Genomic DNA, 16,533 nt, shown 5'->3' on the forward strand with positions numbered 1-16,533 from the left:
TTCTACACCCCTTTAAACACATTAAAATCCCGACCCAAACGTGAGATGTTGCTGATCTTGTCGATCTCCATGCTTCCGTCCTTCAAATACGCAAACTCCATGACCGTTTCCCGCGTTTCCCATTCATCCGGCGGTCTGCTGATCATCTGGGAGATACGAAGCTGGGTAGGGGCAAAATACGAAGCCGCTATAATCGCTTCCTCGTTGCCCTCTACACCGGCGTGCGCGGTTCCGCGCAGAGCGCCCAATATGTAAATGTCGCCGGTGCACGTAATCGTCCCGCCTGGATTCACATCGCCGAGGAACAAGAGATCGCCGTCATGATGCAGCACCTGTCCGGAACGCACCATCCCCGTCTTAAGCGCAAGCTTTTCCTCCGGAACGAGCTCGGACGCAAGCGGCGGCGATTCCACATTGCGTATCAGCAAGTTGCCCTTTTGCTTCAATATGTCAAGAATCGTCTGCTTCTCTTCTTCGGAAATTTGCCGGGAACCCAGCTTCACATCCACATGAATGATGGGTCCGGTCAGAATATTCTGATGACTATGCTCCAGCTTATAGCGGAGCTCGCCAAGCAATTCCTCCAGCTCGCATTGATCGTCAAGCAGGAATACCAGGCCATCTTTGATGCCCTTAATCGTCACATGATTGGATTTTACAGCCATAAGCCTGTCCCTCCCATCCCTATACATTTCGCGCTCAAACCTACAAGTTCCTGCTAGTCTAGTAAAATGTCATATTGGAGAGGGTTCAGGTTGCCTTCCTTCTCTGATTCTTCGTTACCAGCTCAATCTGCTTGCGTAAAGGAACGTAAATTGCCAGAGCAAAGGCAAAATGAACAAGGAGATTGGGAAGCATATGATGAAGCAGTGACCAATTATAAGAAGTCGGGTTGAGTCGAAATACCTTATATATGCCAAAAAGCGTACTGTCAAACAACAAGCTTCCCAGAATGACAATGGTCATCATCATGGGCAGCGGCGCCCGCGGGGACTTGAAGACAAGCCCCACCAGATATGCGGATACGCCCATAGCAAACGAATAAGTGCCAATCATCTCGCCGTAATACACGATATCGTGAAGCATGCCGAATAGGAGTCCGAGCACGAGCCCCGTGTGGCGATGGTAATAAATCGATACAAAAAACAAACAAACCAACACGAAATTAGGATAAATCTGAAGCTGCAGCGAGCTTGGCGTTAACCAGAAAAACACCGTGCCCTGCAGAATAAACAGCACGAACAGCAGCAGGACCAGAATCTGTTTACGTGCCATACTATTCCGGCTCCTCAGGCGTAAAGACGATGATCAGATACTTCCAATCATCAAACTTGGCCGCCGGTTCGATCGTAGCCGTTCTGCTTTGACCGTATTGGCTGGTCTGAACGCTGAGGACCTTACCGATGATCATACCTTGAGGAATAACGCCTCCGGCACCGGATGAAATGATTTTATCGCCTTTCTTGATTGGATCATCTTCCGAAATCCGCGTCATGAGCAGCGTGTTGGTCTTCTCATCATAGCTCTCGACCACGCCGAACGTTTTATCCTCTTTGCCGATGGCCGTGACCGAAATCGGCTGCGGATTCGGATCCTGGGCGTCCATCGTTGTCAGCAGTTTCACGGTGGAGGTGAAATTGCTCACGCTGCTAATGATGCCTACCATGCCGTCGACAGTCGTGACCGACATATTAGGACGAACCCCATCGCGCTCGCCCAGATCGACGACCAGTGTCCGGTTATTCGGATCCGAGTTGACGCTAAGCACCTGCGCCGTACGGTAGTTGTATTTGTAACGTTCCTTCTGGTTCTTCGTAAATCCAAGAATATCTTGAAGTTCTTCGTAATTGGCTTTCATCGTATTGTAGGAAGCGCTCTCCCGAGAATATTGGGCTACCGCTCTTCGCAGTTCCTCATTCTCTTCATAGATTCCCTTCATGTTCCGTACATCTTCAAAGAAACCCGCTATATAAGCAGCGGGCTTATAAAACACACTTTGCACAAAACCGACCGTATCTTTGACGAATTTTTCAGGCCAAGATAAAGAAGCTCTCGGGCCGAGCGTAAACCCCATAATAGCGATAAACGCTACCAGCCCGATGAGCATAATGAACAAACGCTTATTGCCTAGCAGCTTAAACAGTTGCAACACCCTCTAACTTACTGTTTTCTCTCCCAACATTAGGGGTTTACACTTTTATTTTGGTTTCTACCGTTTGGAACGGACGGCAGAGCTGCTCCGGGATTTAAACAAGTGAATGTTCTCGAGCGCTTTACCTGTGCCAATGGCCACGCAATCCAGCGGATTCTCCGCAACGATGACCGGCATGCCGGTCTCTTCGGCAAGCAGCTTGTCCAGGTTGCGAAGCAATGCGCCGCCTCCCGTAAGCACGATGCCCCGGTCCATAATATCCGCAGCAAGCTCCGGAGGACATTTCTCAAGGGTAACCTTAACGGCTTCAACGATGGCATTAATGGTGTCTGCCAACGCTTCGCTGATCTCATCCGATGTAATCGTGATCGTCTTCGGCAGACCCGTCACCAAGTCGCGGCCGCGAATTTCCATCGTTTCCACGGTCTCCAGCGGCATCGCGGAGCCTACTTCCATCTTGAGCAGCTCGGAAGTGCGCTCACCGATCATCAAGTTGTATTGGCGTTTGATATAAGAAATAATGGACTCATCCATTTCATCGCCCGCAACGCGCACGGAGCGGCTGGTTACAATCCCGCCAAGGGAAATGACCGCAACCTCGGTCGTGCCTCCGCCGATATCTACGACCATGCTGCCCGTAGGCTCCCACACGGGCAAGTCTGCACCGATTGCCGCTGCAAAAGGCTCCTCGATCGTGTAGGCTTCGCGTGCACCCGCTTGCTTGGTCGCATCTTCAACCGCACGCTGCTCGACCGCCGTAATGCCGGAAGGTACGCATACCATCACGTTCGGATGGCGCGGGAAGATGGAACGCTGCTTCTGCGCTTGACGAATAAAGTATTTAATCATCGTAGCCGTTGTATCAAAATCGGCAATGACGCCGTCTTTCATCGGACGAATGGCACGAATGTTGCCTGGCGTCCGTCCAATCATTTTCTTAGCCGATTCTCCGACGGCTTCAATGCTCTTTGTATCTGTACGCAGAGCAACCACGGAAGGCTCTCTTACGACAATTCCTTTTCCACGGACATAAACCAGCGTATTTGCCGTCCCCAAATCGATTCCCAAATCTTTCGTAAAACCACCTAACATGATGTATCTCCCTTTCTTCGTCAATCTGAACTATTATATTACATCAAGCCCCGTTCCTTCAAACTTACAAACGATCCGTCCCCGATGATCAGATGATCCAGCACGTCGATCCCGACAATCTGTCCTGCCTCCACTAAGCGTGCAGTCAGCGAAATGTCCTCCGGGCTGGGCGTCGGATCTCCGCTCGGATGGTTATGCGCGCACACCAGGGATGCACTGCTGCATTTGATGGCCGCTCTGAACACCTCGCGGGGATGAACGATGGAGGCGTTAAGGCTCCCCATCGATAGCGTTTCCTGGGCAATGACATGATTTTTCGTATTTAAAAATACACAGACAAAATGCTCTTTCTGTAAATACCGCATCTGTTCACTGAGCAGTTCTGCCGCGTCATGCGGACTGCGGATAATAACCGGCTCTACATGTCTCGATGCGGCCAAGCGCCGTCCAAGCTCGATGCCAGCCTTCAGCTGAACAGCCTTGGCGGTTCCAATTCCTTTGATTTGCGTAATTTCCTCGATGCTAAGATCAACGAGCTGCCGGATGCCGCCTGCTTCCCCCAGCAGCCGCTGGGCTATATGTACGGCAGATTCCTGGCGGGTACCGGTCCGAAGCAGTATCGCCAGCAATTCTGCATGGCTTAAAGCGCTCGCCCCATATTGCATCATGCGCTCTCTTGGTCGTTCATCATGGGGGATGTCGCGCAGCAATAGCGTTGGCGACTCCATATATTCCCCTCTTTTCTAAGATTTAAATCAGCAGGTCACCGAAGCTTCCATGATTCCGTTGGCTTCGGATGCCGTGTTCTATATCTATGAATCGGTGAGTACATCCATCCCCATTTCAGACAGCATGTCCGAGAGCAGAGAAAGCGGCAGGCCGACAACGTTAAAGTAGTCGCCTTCGATTCCTTCCACGATGGTTGCACCCAGGCCTTGAATCGCATACGAGCCTGCTTTGTCGGCAGGTTCCCCGCTCTTTACGTAAGCCGCGATCGCATCATCACTTAACGATTTCATCTTTACGGTCGTCACGCGGTGAGATACCTTGGCCCGACCGGAACGCCGGTCGATGCAAGCCACTCCCGTGTAAACGAAGTGTGCCCGTCCTTGAAGCATGGACAACATCCTTGCAGCATCAGTTTGATCCTCCGGCTTCCCGAGGACATGGTCATCTACGACCACAATCGTGTCGCTTCCCACAATGATACCATCTCCGGGATCATCCGTCAGCTTTCGGAGAACCGCTTCCGCTTTGCGCAGCGCCAGTGACTCCACAATTCGCTCTGGCGACCACCCTTGCGGCGTGTCCTCGTCAGCTTCACTTGGCATAATCTCGAATGGGATACGAAGGGAGGCAATCAATTCCTGACGCCGAGGAGAGGTGGAAGCCAATATAATGCGGCGGTTTCTCTTCTCATTCAAGGGGGATAATCTCCTTTGTCATGTCTTAGAGCCTGCGGTATAACCAGACGGCAGCAATAATGCCGAGCAGACTGAGCAGGCAAAAGTTAAGTTCAAGGTTAATGTCATAACGAATAATGTCAAAATCAGCTGAAGGCGACCACTTGATCGGTGTAGTAGACGTCAGAAACGACAGAGCCTTGACCGGTTGAAGCGCCTTGGCAAGCCATGTTCCCGTCAGCCACCCCAGCAGCAAAAACAAGATGAGCATTCCTTTATTTTTCTTCATGCATCCTCTTCCCTCGCCATTTTTTGACACCCTAATTATTATACGGTGAATCGATAAGCAATACAAACAGAAATCCGGCATGGGGAACTATTTCCAGTTCCAAGCCGGATTTTACGTAAATTTGAATTTATAGGCCATCCAGGAGTTTCTTTTGGCCCATGACATAGTTCATCATGCCTGTTTGAATCTCCCACAAATGCCCCTTGGATTGATTTTTGTTGTATTCGGAGAGCGCCGTGATCGAACTGTTCATCGACTGCTCCATGGCCGGCAGCGCGGCCCCGGTCTCCGGACCCAAGCCTGCGGCCAGCTGCTTGACCGATTGGATCCATTGCTGATGCAGATTCGTGATGGTATTCATATGCTCCGACGTCGCTGCGCCGGGCTCCTGCATGCCCAGCAAGGATGCCGATAGTTGGCTAAGCTCCGATACCAGCTCCCCGCTTATCGTAAAATAGTCCGTCAGCGTCTGCTCCTCGCCAGCAAATGCCGCTGACTCTATGCCCGGCAGCGCGATCTCTCTAACGTATAATTCAACCCCTTCGGCCTTAAGCTGATTGCTGAGCAGCTTCGCTTGCTCGCGGTCGGGCGAGATGCCCGCATACACGCGGTTCTCCTCGTCCAGATCGCCGCCGGCGGCAATACCGGATTGCTGCAGTTCCCCGATCGCCTGCGCTGCCCGCTCGGGCGTGCTGAACACGCCGTATTGAAGCAGATAAAAGTTTTGCTCCGGTATATGAACAGCCGATTCGGTCATATCAGGCGTCGGTGATGCCCCCGCTCCCCCGGATGGATCGGTCGGCGCTAAGTTCCCTGGATCACTGCTCTCGAGCTGCCCCGTTGCCGGGTTCTCGCCGGCGTCGCCGCCGTTAAACATGGACAGCACCATGTACCCGAACAGCAGGCCCGTGATGACGGCGGCGGTCACGGACACCGCCATCTTCCAGAAGGAGGTGGGTTTGCGTGAGCGATAATAACCGTAATCTCCGGCAGATGTCTCATATAGATCCGACTCGGGCCCGAGATTCCAATGGGGGTCGTTCGCTTCGGGGGTCATTCTCCCGGAAAATGCATCATCATGGAGGTCGTAGAGCTCCTCGTGCACGTGATGGTATGTATCCGATTCTACAGGGGCATCAGGGGCATCGTCGTACGGCCAGCCGTTATCATGGTCCAGGCGCCGTCTTTCCTCAGCCAGCCGTCCCCTGGACCGATGATTGCGCGATGGTCTCCAGCCACGATCGTCCACGTCCCGGGTATCCCGCTCCTCCCGGAGCGGCGGAACGACGCGCAGATGATCCTGCTGAACGCTCCTCTGAGGTTCGTACGAAGTGTCCGTATCGGTAAACCGATTTGCTGTCGCTGTGTCATATTCGTCGAAGACGGAATGGCGGTCGTAGACCCGGGGGTTTTGGCCCGCCGGAACGTTTTGGTTCGCGTCGTGTTCCTCTCGCGCATGGTCTTTGTTCCTGCCCTTCGGCGGATCGTGATCGAAACGTATCGTCATCCGTGCTTTATTCATATCCATACACCTCACTTGTCCTTCTACACCTAGCTATATGATCAAGCTTGGCAACTTATGAGTATGCGAAAAACAAAAGGGCTGACCAAGAAATGATCTTGATCAGCCCTTCGTATCGTTATCGATGCTGGCTTTGTCCCCTCATAAGAGGCAAAGCCAATGCAGTCCCCTGCTGCAGCGAAGCAGCAAAGGAAGCAGGCAACCTTTATTTCTTGCCCTTAATGAACTCCGCTAAAGCCGCGCCGACCTTCCAGATGTCGCCCGCTCCCATCGTGAGAACCAGGTCGCCTTCTTTTACGCGACCTTTGAGATCGTTCAGGACATCTTCCTTCGTAGGCAAATAGCGGGCACCGGCATTGCTGTTCTGAACGATCAGCTCCACCAGCTTACCCGAGCTGATGCCCTCGATCTGCTTCTCGCCGGCAGGAGAGTAAATATCGGTGATGATCACCTCATCCGCTTCCCCGAACGCGCGGCTAAACGCATCCAGCAGGAAGAAGGTTCTCGAATACCGCTGCGGCTGGAATACGGCAATGATCCGTTTGCCCGTAGCTTTAGCGGCACTGATCGTCGCCTCGATCTCGGTCGGATGATGCGCATAGTCGTCAATCACCAGAATGCCTTCAGCTTCGCCAAGCACCTGGAAGCGGCGCTTAGCCCCGTTGAATTTGACGATGGCCTCTACAATCGCCTCGAACGAGATGCCGCTCTTCAAGCAGCATATCACCGTGGCCATGGCGTTGTAGACATTATGTTTGCCCGGCACGGACAGCTCGACGGTGCCCAGCTCCATGCCGTTATGAAGCATCGTGAAGCTGACGTGACGGTCGCCCAGCACCAGATTGGTTGCCGTATACTCCGCATCCGCATGAATGCCGTATGTGGTCACGTTGCATTTCAGGTCAGGCAAAATCGCCTGAATGTTGTTATCGTCGGCGCAAACCACGGCTGTACCGTCAGCCTTGATCTGGCTGAGGAATTGCACGTAGGCGGCTTTGAGACGATTGAAATCCCCTTCGTAATTCTCCAGGTGATCGGCTTCGATATTCAGAACGACGCCGAGCCATGGATGGTATTGCAGGAATGAACCGTCGCTCTCGTCGGCTTCGGCTACCACATGCTCGCCTTCGCCCGCTTTGGCATTCGTGCCCACGTTCATAATTTCCCCGCCGATGATAAATGTCGGATCGACTCCGCATTCTTCCATCACGAGCGCAATCATGGATGAAGTGGTTGTCTTGCCATGCGCTCCCGCTACGGCCACGCCTTTGCGTTCGTTCAAAAGACGCGCCAGCATCTGCGCACGGTGAAGGACAGGAATGTTCAGCTTCTCTGCCTCGACCCGCTCCACGTTGTCTTTGGACAATGCCGTGGAGTACACCACAAGGTCCGCGCCTTGGACTTGCTCGGCGGTATGTCCAATGTATATTTTGGCGCCCTTGGCCGCCAGCTTTTCTGTCAATTCTTGCGATGCCACGTCAGAACCCGTGACTTTATAACCCATCTCCAGCATTACTCGCGCTATGGCGCTCATCCCGTAGCCGCCAATTCCTATAAAATGAACATGTTCTGATGTATTCAACAGATATCACCAACCTTTTTCAGAATCGGAAAGGCCCAGGAGGTTGGAACGCACGTCGGCAATCAGGTACAACGTGCCCGACACCACCCCAAGATCCTCCGCTTCCGTCCGTGACTTCAACTCTTCAAGTGCGTTTTTCCAATTTGGTTCTATGATGATTTGCAGTGTATGTTTGGCGTATTTCTCCCTTACCTGCTCTACGATGTCACCAAGCGCCTTGGCGTCCAGTTTCTTCCGGAAATCCGGTTCAGTCAGGATAAGCGTATCCACTATTGGCAGTATATGCTGCAAATACGATTCATGATGCTTATTTGCCAGCATTCCCATCATTAAGTTCAGTTTCCGATACTTATAGATCTGCGGCAAGCTTTTGGCCAAGGATTCAGCCCCTTCGGGGTTGTGCGCGCCATCGAGAACAATCCGCGGGGAGGACTGCACTTGCTCCAGTCTTCCCGCCCAGAACGTATCCTTAAACCCGGCACGCAATTCTTCTTCATCCACGATAAAGGCCATGTACTGGCGAAGCACCTCCAGCGTCATCATGGCAACCGCGGCATTGGCGCATTGATGCTCGCCCTGCATCGAAATATCCAAATCCATATCCCGGAACGGTCCCTTAAAACGGAAAGTCTGGCTTTCTTCGTTCCCGCGCAGCCGTTCATAAGAGAATTGCTCGTCTACGAGGTACAGACTTGTACGGTTTTTGGCGGCCGTTTCTTTCAGAATTTCAACAGCCTCAGGCTGAGTGACCGTGCTCACCACGGGCACTCCGGGCTTGATGATGCCGGCCTTCTCCATGGCGATCTCCTGAATGGTATCGCCCAGAACGTCGGTATGGTCCATGCCGATGTTCGTGATCACCGAAATGATGGGATGAACGATATTGGTCACGTCAAGACGACCGCCAAGTCCGGTCTCCCATACCACCACGTCCGGATAAGACACCTCGCCGTAATACAGGATCGCAAGAGCCGTGGACACCTCAAACATCGTGGGCGATCCAAGCCCGGAGCCCGCAATTTCGGCAACAAGCGGCTCTAAGCGATTCGCGAGTTCCAGCAGCGTCTCTTCCGGTATGTCTTCGCCGTTATACTGAAACCGATTGGTAAACTTCGTAATATAGGGGGACGTATAGGTGCCTACCGTGAATCCCCCTTGAAGCAGAACCTTTGTTAAAAAAGCGCATGTGGAGCCTTTTCCGTTCGTTCCGGCCACGTGGATAAATTTTAATCGACGCTCCGGATGGCCGAGCAGCTCCATCAATCGCTGAATTCTATCCATGCCAGGGCGGATCCCAAACGGAATCAGCCCATTGATCCAAGCTACCGCTTCCTCATAGGTATGGAACGGAGCTGCCGCTGCAGCTGCCGATTGATCAACCATCGTTCTCACCTTCTGGTCCAGATTCATCTTGCCCATTAGCCTCTCAATTCTTCGATGCGCGCAATCACTTTGCTTCGTTTGTCCGAGTAATCCGCGAGTTTCGCCCGTTCTTCCTCAATCACCTTCTCGGGTGCTTTCGATACGAAACCAGGATTGTTCAGCTTCTTCTCCACACGCTCGACTTCGCTGTTCAAGTGCTGAATTTCCTTCTCCAGACGCGTGATCTCCTGAGCGATATCGATCAGTCCGGCAAGCGGCAGATACATCTCAACACCTGTCACCACGGCGGTCATCGCTTTATCCGGCGCCTCAAGCGCAAGGGAGGACTCATACTCCGACGTGTTGCAGAAGCGGCGAATATAATCGGAATTGCGATCGATAATGCCGGCAATTTGCCCGCTTACCGGTTTCAATTGCAGTTCTACTTTTTTGCTCATCGGCACGTTCACTTCCGCCCGGATGTTACGTACGGCACGGATCACATCCATCAGCAGGTTCATTTCGGTAACAGCTTCCGTATTCTCAAACGCCTCATCATAGGTCGGCCAAGAAGCCAGCATAACGGTCTCGCCTTCATGCGGCAAATGCTGCCAGATCTCTTCGGAGATGAACGGCATGAACGGGTGAATCAAGCGCATCGTGCGGTCCAGCACATAGGCAAGCACCGACTGCGTCTTTTTCTTGGCTGCTTGATCCTCGCCATATAGGGACAGCTTGGCAAATTCGATATACCAGTCACACAGATCATCCCAGATGAAATTGTAGAGCAGTCGACCGGTTTCGCCAAATTCGTAGGCATCAATTAGACGCGTAATGTCGCGGGAAGTTTCGTTCAAACGGTGCAAAATCCACCGGTCCGCTGTTCCCAGCTCTCCGGAAATGTCGATATCCGCCGCCGTGAAGCCCTCCAGGTTCATGAGCGCAAACCGCGACGCATTCCAGATTTTGTTAGCGAAGTTACGCGCTTGCTCCACGCGTTCCCAGCGGAATCGAAGATCCTGACCCGGCGTGCTGCCGGTCGATATCATATAACGCATAGCGTCTGCGCCATACTGTTCAATAACTTCGAGCGGGTCAATGCCGTTGCCCAGCGACTTGGACATCTTGCGGCCTTCGCTATCCCGAACCAGGCCATGGATCAGCGTGTCCTTAAACGGCATTTGCCCTGTAAATTCAAGTCCTTGGAAAATCATCCGCGACACCCAGAACGGGATGATGTCGTAACCCGTTACGAGAACGCTGGTCGGATAATAACGTTTGAAATCCTCGCTGTCCTGGTCCGGCCAGCCCATGGTCGAGAACGGCCAGAGTGCGGAGCTGAACCAGGTATCCAGCACATCCTCGTCCTGTCTCAGATCATCCTTGCCCAGCTTCGCGCGGGCTTCCTCTTCATTCATGGCAACAACCACTTCGCCCGTGGATTCGGAATACCACGCCGGGATCCGGTGACCCCACCACAATTGACGGGAAATGCACCAATCGCGTACATTCTCCATCCAGTGCAGATAGGTTCGCTCGAACCGGTCAGGCACGAAGTTCACGCCCTTGCCGGATTTTTGCGCATCCACGGCTGCTTCCGCAAGCGGCTGCATCTTAACGAACCACTGCGTCGACAGGTAAGGCTCGACCACCGCACCGGATCTTTCGCTATGGCCTACCTGATGGACATGGTCTTCGATGCGAAGCAATACGCCCGATTCCTTCATGTCGCTGACGATCTGCTTGCGGCATTCTGCACGGTCAAGGCCCTGGTATTTGCCGGCAAACTCATTCATCGTTCCGGATTCATCCATTACGGTAATTTGCGGCAGGTCATGTCTCAGCCCCATCTCGAAGTCGTTCGGATCATGCGCCGGCGTAATTTTAACCGCACCGCTGCCGAAGTCCTTCTCCACGTACTCATCCGCAATAACCGGAATCTCGCGGCCCACGATAGGCAGCACCAATGTCTTGCCGATCATGTCTTTATAGCGCTCGTCTTCCGGATGAACGGCGACCGCCGTATCGCCGAGCATGGTCTCCGGACGGGTGGTTGCCACGGTAATGGAGCCGCTGCCGTCCTTCAGCGGATATTGCAGGTGATACAAATGGCCGTTGACCTCTTTGTACTCCACTTCAATATCGGACAAAGCCGTGCGGGCAGCCGGGTCCCAGTTGATGATGCGTTTGCCGCGGTAGATGAGCCCTTTATCGTAAAGCTTGACGAATACTTCCCGTACGGCTTCGGACAATCCCTCGTCGAGCGTGAAACGTTCTCTGGAGTAATCGAGGGACAGGCCGATCTTGGACCATTGATCACGGATCGTGTTTGCGTACAGGTCCTTCCATTCCCACACCTTCTCCAGGAATTTCTCGCGTCCCAGATCGTAACGGGTAACGCCTTCTTCGCGAAGCTTCTGCTCTACTTTGGTTTGCGTGGCGATGCCCGCATGGTCGGAACCGGGGAGCCACAGCGCATCGTAGCCCTGCATCCGCTTCACGCGAATCAGGATGTCCTGCAGCGTAAAGTCAAGCGCATGGCCGATATGGAGCATGCCCGTAACGTTAGGAGGAGGAATAACAATCGTGTAAGGCTCCGCGTCCGGTCGCTTGCCGGCTTCAAAAAAGCCGCCTTCCTTCCAGTACGGATACCATTTTTGTTCGGCTGCCTTCGGATCATACGTCGTCGGCATTTCTAACTGGGATTGGTTTTGTTTTTGATCCATATTTTCGTACCTCCGATACTGTTAATCAGTTTTGCCAACCCGAAACGTTTTAGCCTCCGGGCGTGTTCGTGGATATCATAGTTGGCGTGAAACAAAAAAAGCCCTTCGTCCTCAAAGGACGAAAGACTGTTCTCTCGCGGTACCACCTTTGTTTCGTGCTTACATGGTTCAGCAACCGTTGTCCTCCCATGAAGAACATGAAAGGCTTTCGGTCAAGCACGACACTTTACGCAGATAACGGCTGCGGCCGGCGAACTCTAACCAGGGTAGCAATCGATCCTACTCTATCTCAAGTCCGCAACTCCGGGGCGACTTCGGCAAGCTGGTTCCTGCGGAATCTCACAGCGCTTGGTAGCAATTCCGCTCTCTGAAGGCCATACCTTCCTACTCTTCCCGTTCAACGTTGTTCTAGCTTTTGGAATACCTGTACATATACTATTCAAATATAACGTGGTTGTTCCATATAGTCAATATTTCGAGTGTTTCCGAACGATTTAGACATCATACCTGCCGATTCGAATTAATCCTTGTTCGATGCAACATCCTATCCAAGCTCGCTGCGCTTTCTATCCTCCAAACCGGTTCCCCGCAGCACAAAAAGCAGGCCAAGGCTGCCTGCCTCGGCCTGCTTCATTCTTGCCCCATGACGACTTCCCGGGTTACTGGGGAATATACAATACCTGGCCTTCTTCCACATTCTGCTCGGACATGCGGTTATACAACAAGAGCTCTCGCGGCGTCAGTTGATAACGCTCGGCAATCACGTCGAGTGTCTCCTCACGCTGAACAATGCACATCCGGACCTTACGGAACGGCGTTTCCTCCCGGCGGTTGCCCAGGAACAGACTCTTCCATTCCACATCCTCGGACGAAACGGCATCCACCGATTCTTCGACGGCCTCTTCCTCGTCTCGAGCAGCTTGTTCCTGATCCTGAACCGTTCTGCTCGATTGAAGCAATGAGGAGAAGCCCACGCCCGAAGCGGTGTTAGTGGTGCTGTTCTTTGCGTTGAAGGCAACCTTTAGCTCCGGTTTGGACGGAGCCTCTTCGACTTGAACGGAAACCTCCTCCTCTATCTCCTCCAACGGCTCGGCTTCCTCGGCAAAAACAGGCTCGGCTTCCTCCGTTTCCGGGGAATCCAATACCGGCAGGGCTTGAACCTCTTCGCCATTGCGCTCAGTTACGCCCGGGAAATCGGCTGCCGGTTCTTCCTGCTGCGGCTCCGGCTGGGCCGCAGCCCGTTCGAACTGCCATACACTCGGAGTCGACGGCTCAGCTGACTGAAATTCCGTCTCATTATGTAAGGCATATTCGACCGTATCTTGGGCTTCAGGGGTACTGGAGATGCTTACCGTTCGGTCCGAGTCCTGCGTATCTTGAATTTGATTCTCGTATTCCGCCCAAGATGCCAGATACTGCTGCGTGCGCGCATCCGCCTCGGACTCTTGGACTCTAGGCTGAGCCTCGCTGAAATAAGAAGGCGAAGGCGTAATCGCTTCAGCGTTGGCTCCGCCGCCTTGATACGGTTCATACGGATTGGCTGCGAACTGCTGCTCTCCGCCTGCATACATATCATTCGCTTCAGGAGCATGTACCACTGTGAATTCCTCATTGGTCCATACTTGGTCACGAGCTCCCGGAGCCGCCGCCTGGATTCCTTTGAGCGATAAAACCCCCGTTATGTTCAAGCTGCGCTTGGATAACAGATCCACGTCAAAATTCTCGATCTCGACCGCGATGTCATCCAATGACGATACGCGGTTCAGCGGGACCGTGATCTCGACCGGAATCCAATGCTCGAGCGGCTCCGTCTCTCCTGCTTCGGTATCCCCTTTATACAGGCCTGCTAGAAGCAAATGGCCCCGAAGCGTGGCCTGGTCCTGCTGGCTGATCACCTGAATGTGCGGGATCAACTCCGCCTCTTCCAATTCTTCGATTCCCGGCAAATCTTCCGTCAAATTAATACGCTCGTAAATATCGAACCGCAATCCGTAGGACTGGTCAAACACGGGAATGTCCTCCTTTTTGGCATATACTATCCGTGATCTGTCATCACGGCATGAGCCTAATTTTTGCCACTCAATTTATCTATATGCCGAAAACAGGAGAGCATGACTTTTTTGCGAATTGCGCATGGAAGTTAGCGGGCATTCAGGGCCGCTGCAGCATCCCCTATCGGTTCGCTCCCTCTATGATTCGCTCTCGTAACTCCATCATATCCTGAGGCCACGGCGCCGGCACCTCAATGCTCTCGCCCGTAAAAGGATGATGGAACAACAGGCGTTCGCCATGCAGCGCTTGGCGCGCAAACGTCCCGGGTCCCCCGTACAAAACATCCCCCAGAAGCGGATGTCCCATATGGCTTAGATGGACCCGGATCTGATGCGTACGGCCGGTTTCAAGGCGAATGTGCAGCAGACTGGCTTTCGGATACGCTTCGGCTGAGAGAATATGCGTGATCGCGGCCTGTCCCGTTAATGAAACCCTCCGGCGGCTTGCGTGATAGCGGTCCTTGCCGATCGGGAGATCGATTCGCTTCAGCTCCTGCGATACCCTCCCTTGAACGATAGCCGCATACATTCGAACGATCTTCTTCTCGCGCATGGCCTCGTCAAGCTTCAGCTGCGCATATTCGTTCTTGGCATACAGCACAGGCCCCGTCGTATCTTTATCCAGCCGATGGATGTGACGGACTGCCGCGTGAATCCCCTCTGCTTCGTAATAGGCGGCCACGACATGATTCAGCGTTGTCTCCCGGCTTTCGTTGTCCGGATGGACCGCCAAACCGGCCGGTTTGTTCACGACCAGGCAGAAATCGTCCTCGTACAACACCTGAAGCTCCTGCCACCTCGGTTCGATGCCGTATTCCCGATAAGGAAAAAGGACCAGCCGAAGCCGGTCCCCTCTCCATTGTATCCCCTGCTCATGATGAAGCTTGCGATACAGCTTCTCGGGCATACCGACCGTTTCCAGAAGCCACTTGGCGGCGGCCTCATCCCGATCCGGCTGGCCCAACAGCACTTTGCCGGGCGTCATCTCGAGCCATTCGCCGCGTTTACTCCAGCTGCCCCCGTAGCTCATAGGCTTTTGAAGGCGTTGTAATTGGCTTCGATGGTAGCATCGATATCTTCCACCGTATGGGCCGCCGAGATGAACATGCCCTCGAATTGGGAAGGAGGCACGCTGACTCCCTCTTGCACCATCGCCGCAAAATAGCGGCGGAAACGGTCCAGGTCACTCGTCTTGGCCGTATCGAAATTCACGACCGGCGAATTCGTGAAGAATGGGCATACCATGGAGCCGATCCGGTTGATCGTAAGCGGGATGCCGAATTCCTTGGCGTTGCGCTCGAATCCTGCCTGAAGGCGGGCCCCCCGTTCCTCCAGCTGCTCATAAACGGCAGGCGTCAACAGCTTCAGGGTGGTGTATCCGGCTGCCATGGCCAGCGGATTTCCGCTTAACGTTCCCGCCTGGTAGATCGGTCCTGCCGGAGCGATCTGATCCATCAGCTCACGCTTGCCTCCATATGCGCCGACCGGCAATCCGCCGCCGATCACCTTGCCCAGGCATGTCAAGTCAGGCGTAACGCCGTAACGTCCCTGAGCGCAGTTGAGGTCCACCCGGAATCCGGTCATCACCTCGTCGAAAATAAGGATGCTGCCATAATCGGAAGTGACCTTGCGGAGGCCTTCCAGGAATCCTGGTTGCGGCGGAACCACGCCCATATTCCCTGCCACCGGCTCAACGATGACGGCCGCGATCTCTTCGCCGAAACGCTCGAAGGCAAGCTGTACCGATTCCAAGTCGTTATAAGGAACCGCAATGGTGTTGGACGCCACGCTTTCAGGCACGCCCGGGCTGTCAGGCAGGCCTAGTGTCGCTATGCCGGATCCCGCCTTGATCAGAAGGCTGTCCGCGTGACCGTGGTAGGAGCCCTCGAATTTGATGATTTTGCTGCGCCCGGTATAACCGCGCGCCAGACGGATGGCACTCATGGTGGCTTCCGTGCCGGAATTCACCATTCGCACCACCTCGATCGACGGCACGCGCTCGCACACGAGCTTCGCCATCTTCGTTTCGAGCAGGGTTGGCGCGCCGAAGCTGGTCCCTTTGGCAGCAGTCTCCTGAAGCGCTTCAACGACTTCAGGGTGTGCGTGGCCCATAATCAGCGGTCCCCAGGAACCTACATAATCGATAAAGCTGTTGCCGTCGATGTCGTATACCCGGCTGCCTTCTCCGCGATCGATATAAATCGGCGTGAGTCCTACAGATTTAAATGCACGTACCGGACTGTTGACGCCGCCCGGGATATATAACTTCGCTTCTTCGAAAGCAGAACGCGACAACTCTTCTTTTCGCAAATCTTGGCTCATTCTATGCACTCCTAACTCTTTAGTCGTTAATC

14 protein-coding genes and 1 other annotated feature are annotated in these 16,533 nt (G+C 53.6%); all 14 genes read right to left on the reverse strand.

The window, feature by feature from the left end:
* Window positions 1-2: 2 nt before the first annotated feature.
* The 14 genes from JNUCC32_RS17750 to hemL all read right to left on the reverse strand — a co-directional run bounded on the left by JNUCC32_RS17750 (window position 3) and on the right by hemL (window position 16,501).
* On the reverse strand, window positions 3-665 hold the full coding sequence (locus JNUCC32_RS17750; protein ID WP_015734015.1) for a septum site-determining protein MinC: 663 nt from the start codon (window positions 663-665) through the stop codon (window positions 3-5).
* Window positions 666-750: 85 nt separating this feature from the next.
* A complete protein-coding gene (mreD, locus tag JNUCC32_RS17755) occupies window positions 751-1,275 on the reverse strand; it encodes a rod shape-determining protein MreD (protein WP_192569326.1) in 525 nt (174 codons plus the stop codon).
* Between the two features lies 1 nt (window position 1,276).
* Entirely contained in the window at window positions 1,277-2,152 is an 876-nt protein-coding gene (gene mreC / locus JNUCC32_RS17760; protein ID WP_036673103.1) for a rod shape-determining protein MreC, read from the reverse strand.
* A gap of 57 nt (window positions 2,153-2,209) precedes the next feature.
* On the reverse strand, window positions 2,210-3,244 hold the full coding sequence (locus JNUCC32_RS17765; RefSeq protein ID WP_009593998.1) for a rod shape-determining protein: 1,035 nt from the start codon (window positions 3,242-3,244) through the stop codon (window positions 2,210-2,212).
* Between the two features lie 38 nt (window positions 3,245-3,282).
* Complete coding sequence (radC, locus tag JNUCC32_RS17770; protein WP_009593994.1) at window positions 3,283-3,972, reverse strand: RadC family protein; 690 nt, start codon at window positions 3,970-3,972, stop codon at window positions 3,283-3,285.
* A gap of 84 nt (window positions 3,973-4,056) precedes the next feature.
* Window positions 4,057-4,668 (reverse strand): Maf family protein, encoded by a 612-nt coding sequence (locus JNUCC32_RS17775; RefSeq protein ID WP_192569327.1) that lies wholly within the window; start codon window positions 4,666-4,668, stop codon window positions 4,057-4,059.
* 25 nt (window positions 4,669-4,693) lie between these two features.
* Window positions 4,694-4,936 (reverse strand): DUF4321 domain-containing protein, encoded by a 243-nt coding sequence (locus JNUCC32_RS17780; protein ID WP_009594010.1) that lies wholly within the window; start codon window positions 4,934-4,936, stop codon window positions 4,694-4,696.
* Window positions 4,937-5,063: 127 nt separating this feature from the next.
* A complete protein-coding gene (locus JNUCC32_RS17785) occupies window positions 5,064-6,458 on the reverse strand; it encodes an SPOR domain-containing protein (RefSeq protein WP_192569328.1) in 1,395 nt (464 codons plus the stop codon).
* Between the two features lie 205 nt (window positions 6,459-6,663).
* The gene (gene murC / locus JNUCC32_RS17790; protein WP_036662695.1) at window positions 6,664-8,040 is read right to left on the reverse strand and encodes a UDP-N-acetylmuramate--L-alanine ligase; all 1,377 of its coding nucleotides are present in this window, start codon (window positions 8,038-8,040) and stop codon (window positions 6,664-6,666) included.
* 6 nt (window positions 8,041-8,046) lie between these two features.
* The gene (locus JNUCC32_RS17795) at window positions 8,047-9,450 is read right to left on the reverse strand and encodes a bifunctional folylpolyglutamate synthase/dihydrofolate synthase (RefSeq protein WP_096775435.1); all 1,404 of its coding nucleotides are present in this window, start codon (window positions 9,448-9,450) and stop codon (window positions 8,047-8,049) included.
* An 8-nt stretch (window positions 9,451-9,458) separates the two neighbouring features.
* Complete coding sequence (locus JNUCC32_RS17800; RefSeq protein ID WP_096775402.1) at window positions 9,459-12,128, reverse strand: valine--tRNA ligase; 2,670 nt, start codon at window positions 12,126-12,128, stop codon at window positions 9,459-9,461.
* 111 nt (window positions 12,129-12,239) lie between these two features.
* Window positions 12,240-12,538 (reverse strand) — a binding site (T-box leader).
* Between the two features lie 249 nt (window positions 12,539-12,787).
* Window positions 12,788-14,137: a LysM peptidoglycan-binding domain-containing protein gene (locus JNUCC32_RS17805; protein ID WP_192569329.1), complete on the reverse strand. Its 1,350-nt coding sequence runs from the start codon at window positions 14,135-14,137 to the stop codon at window positions 12,788-12,790.
* A 163-nt stretch (window positions 14,138-14,300) separates the two neighbouring features.
* Window positions 14,301-15,209, reverse strand: coding sequence for an RluA family pseudouridine synthase (locus tag JNUCC32_RS17810; protein ID WP_192569330.1), 909 nt, complete (start codon window positions 15,207-15,209; stop codon window positions 14,301-14,303).
* Window positions 15,206-16,501, reverse strand: coding sequence for a glutamate-1-semialdehyde 2,1-aminomutase (gene hemL / locus JNUCC32_RS17815; RefSeq protein ID WP_192569331.1), 1,296 nt, complete (start codon window positions 16,499-16,501; stop codon window positions 15,206-15,208). The genes JNUCC32_RS17810 and hemL overlap by 4 nt, the downstream gene beginning before the upstream one ends.
* Window positions 16,502-16,533 lie beyond the last annotated feature (32 nt).

This window comes from Paenibacillus sp. JNUCC32 (assembly GCF_014863545.1).
Lineage (GTDB): Bacteria > Bacillota > Bacilli > Paenibacillales > Paenibacillaceae > Paenibacillus_AQ > Paenibacillus_AQ lautus_A.

Excerpts from the sequence above, each read along its gene's own strand:
- JNUCC32_RS17750 (WP_015734015.1), bottom strand. The coding sequence starts at position 665 with ATGGCTGTAAAATCCAATCATGTGACGATTAAGGGCATCAAAGATGGC.
- mreD (WP_192569326.1), bottom strand. The coding sequence starts at position 1,275 with ATGGCACGTAAACAGATTCTGGTCCTGCTGCTGTTCGTGCTGTTTATT.
- JNUCC32_RS17765 (WP_009593998.1), bottom strand. The coding sequence starts at position 3,244 with ATGTTAGGTGGTTTTACGAAAGATTTGGGAATCGATTTGGGGACGGCA.
- radC (WP_009593994.1), bottom strand. The coding sequence starts at position 3,972 with ATGGAGTCGCCAACGCTATTGCTGCGCGACATCCCCCATGATGAACGA.
- JNUCC32_RS17780 (WP_009594010.1), bottom strand. The coding sequence starts at position 4,936 with ATGAAGAAAAATAAAGGAATGCTCATCTTGTTTTTGCTGCTGGGGTGG.
- JNUCC32_RS17785 (WP_192569328.1), bottom strand. The coding sequence starts at position 6,458 with ATGAATAAAGCACGGATGACGATACGTTTCGATCACGATCCGCCGAAG.
- JNUCC32_RS17795 (WP_096775435.1), bottom strand. The coding sequence starts at position 9,450 with ATGAATCTGGACCAGAAGGTGAGAACGATGGTTGATCAATCGGCAGCT.
- JNUCC32_RS17800 (WP_096775402.1), bottom strand. The coding sequence starts at position 12,128 with ATGGATCAAAAACAAAACCAATCCCAGTTAGAAATGCCGACGACGTAT.
- JNUCC32_RS17810 (WP_192569330.1), bottom strand. The coding sequence starts at position 15,209 with ATGAGCTACGGGGGCAGCTGGAGTAAACGCGGCGAATGGCTCGAGATG.
- hemL (WP_192569331.1), bottom strand. The coding sequence starts at position 16,501 with ATGAGCCAAGATTTGCGAAAAGAAGAGTTGTCGCGTTCTGCTTTCGAA.